This is a genomic window from Mycobacterium sp. KBS0706 (assembly GCF_005938675.2).
In the GTDB taxonomy this organism is placed as follows: domain Bacteria; phylum Pseudomonadota; class Alphaproteobacteria; order DSM-16000; family Inquilinaceae; genus Inquilinus.
The window spans coordinates 1-2,625 of the sequence record NZ_VCCH02000230.1; the positions used below are offsets into that span (position 1 = coordinate 1).

General features: G+C 65.1%; 3 protein-coding genes. 1 reads left to right on the forward strand and 2 read right to left on the reverse strand.

Going from position 1 to position 2,625, the window contains the following annotated elements:
- Positions 1-280: hypothetical protein (locus tag FFK22_RS43615; protein WP_221939283.1), on the forward strand; the 280-nt coding region annotated here is incomplete at its 5' end.
- 82 nt (positions 281-362) lie between these two features.
- Here FFK22_RS43615 and FFK22_RS41360 read toward each other — a convergent pair.
- Both FFK22_RS41360 and FFK22_RS41365 read right to left on the reverse strand, forming a co-directional pair.
- Entirely contained in the window at positions 363-1,412 is a 1,050-nt protein-coding gene (locus FFK22_RS41360) for an HAD family phosphatase (protein WP_143956972.1), read from the reverse strand.
- A 116-nt stretch (positions 1,413-1,528) separates the two neighbouring features.
- The coding region (locus tag FFK22_RS41365) for a DUF2252 domain-containing protein (protein ID WP_143956973.1) at positions 1,529-2,625 on the reverse strand (1,097 nt) is incomplete at its 5' end.

Consider the following 2,625-nt stretch of genomic DNA (forward strand, 5'->3'; position numbering starts at 1 on the left):
CGCCTTCGACCACTATCGCAAGGACGAGTTCGACGAGGCTCTGACCCAGGCGAAGCAGATCCAGCTGCCGCAGTTCTATGGCACCCACCTGGTGCTGGCGGCGATCTACGGCAAGCTTGGCCGCCAGGAGGAAGCGCAGGCCGCCGTGGCCCGGCTGCTGGAACTGCGCCCGAACTATGCCGCCGAGATGCGGGACGACTTCCGCTCACGACACTACACCGACGCCTTGATCGACATGCTGGCGGATGGCCTGCGCCAGGCGGGCCTCGCAGTCCAATAAGGGAGCCGTGACAGGCCACCGGACCAAGCGCCAAGCCGGCATGGGTCTCAAGCTCGATTCACGGCCATGCTCTTGGCACCCACTATTCGAAGGCAAACACCCGCTTCCAGTCCTTCCTGATGCTGATCACGGTCCAGCCGCGCGATTTCGCCTCACTCATCAACGAGTCGGAGAAGCCGCCGACCTTCGTTCCTTCCAGGCCGCCGGCCGGTCCATACGCATATTCCCGATCGTTGTCGTCGTGATAGACCAGCATCTTCAGTCGCGCGCCGCCGCCGGCACCGGTCCACTCGAGCATCTCGCGGTCGCCGTCGGAATTGCCGAAGGCTGCAACGGGCCTCTTGCCGATGAACAGGTTGATCCCGATCGCCTTCCCGTCGCCGTCGTCGATGAAGAACACCCTCGGCATCCGCATCAGCACGGGCACGCCGCCTTCGGCCTCGTATTTGGTCACGATGCTCGAGCCAATGACCTGCTCCGGGGGAATTCCATAGACGCGCTGTGCATAGGCGCGCACGAATTCCTGCCCTCCACCCGTCGCAATATAGGTTCGGAATGCATTGGCGCGCAGATAGTCCATCAGCTCGAGCATCGGCTGGTAGACGAGTTCGGTGTAAGGCCGGTTGAAGCGGGGGTGCCTTGCCGTCACCAACCACTGCCTCACGATCTCCAGGAACGCGTCGTCGCTCATCCCGGCATGCGTGACACCGATGATCTCGGTCCAATCCTTCTCGCTGAGCGACCCCAACTCGGCATCGCCCGAAAGAACCGACGTGAACGGCTCCTGCGTCTCCCACGGCGGATGCTGTGCGGCCAAGACGCGGAGCCGGTCGAGCGCGAACATCGCCTGTGCATACAAGGGATGCTCCACCCACAGGGTGCCGTCCTGGTCGAAGGTGGCGATCCGGTCTTCGGCCGGCACGTGGTTCGGGCCGGTCGTGTCGATCGCGGCACGCACGAAGTCGAGAATCGCCTGCTTTGCTGGCCCGTCGTTCCAGGATGGCAGCGCGCCGGCTGCCGCTTGCGCCTGCACAGCCGTCGAAAGGAGCAATTGTGGCAGACACGCGAGTGCGGCCGTCGTGGACAGCAGCGCGCGGCGGCTGACGGCGAGTGAAGAGAGGATCGACTTCATGGCCTTTCTCCCCAATGTCGTTGCAGGCGATTTGCCGCCTGCCGCAGCTACGGGACCTGAGTTGCTATGTTGCCCCGCACGTCGTCCTGATCTGACGGTGCCGATATCCCACTCCGTCAGTGTTCGAGATCGACGTCGACGGCACCCTCGCGCACGGCAATCTTCAGCGCCGCGTGGTCCCGGCCGGCCTGGTCGGCGTAGGCGATCGCGAACTCGCCCATGGCCTCGTCGAATTCCTCCGTCTTGCCGAGATAGCCGCTGATCGCCCAAGGATCCCCCGCCTTCGCATGCGCGCGCGCCAGGACCCAGCCGCAGGCGACGGCGTAGATCGACAGCATCTCGGCGTCATAGGTTTCGACCAGCGGGGACACCTTCACATCACGCAGCTGACGGATGTAGAACTGCCGCCCTTTGTCCCCCGTGACCCAGCCGAGGAACAGGTCCGAGGCCGGCTGCATCAGGCGCTGGCCCATCACCACGCGCTGGCCGTGATGGGGATACAGGCTCCTGCCGGCAAAGGGCTCGAGCACCGATGGGCCGGCTTCCTTGACCTGCAGGAACAGCGGGCGATCCGCCATGGACATCAGCAACGCCACCAGGCAGAGCGTGCCGACGCTGCCGATACCCACCACCTTGACCGCCACGTCGACGAGGCGATAGCGGTCGAGCAGGGCGCGCCGATCCTCGTCGAGCGTTTCCCGGTACCTCGCCAGAGCCGCATTCAACAGATCCATGTGCATGGCCGCGACCGACTCGTCGGGATGGAACACGAGCGGCCGGTTGTCATAGATGCGCGGCCGCTCGCCAGCGTGCTCGGCCAGCTTCGGGAACACGAGCTCCGAACTGCTCCGGCTCGTCGCCTTGGCGATCCGCTTCCTCAGAACGTCCTTGCGGCTTTCCGGCAGCATGGCGAGGAAGTCACGGTCGTCGACGCGGGCATACCACAGCTCGAGCACGTCCATGCGGGCGTACTCGCGCATGTGCTGGCGGCAGCTGCGAGCACAGGCGGTTGCTGCGTCGCAGCCGTCCCGGTCCGCCAGGCCGTTGGCGCGGGCGGCAAGCACGAAGGACGAGACGAGCCGCTTGAGGTCCCATTCCCACGGCGCCGGCAGCGTCTCGTCGTAGTCGTTGATGTCGAAGAGCAGGCGGCGCTCCGGGGTTGCGAAGCCGCCGAAATTCACTAGGTGGCAATCTCCGCAAGCCTGGACAGAGT

Bases quoted from the DNA above. Each gene is read 5' to 3' on its own strand.
- FFK22_RS41360 (WP_143956972.1), bottom strand. From the start codon at position 1,412: ATGAAGTCGATCCTCTCTTCACTCGCCGTCAGCCGCCGCGCGCTGCTG.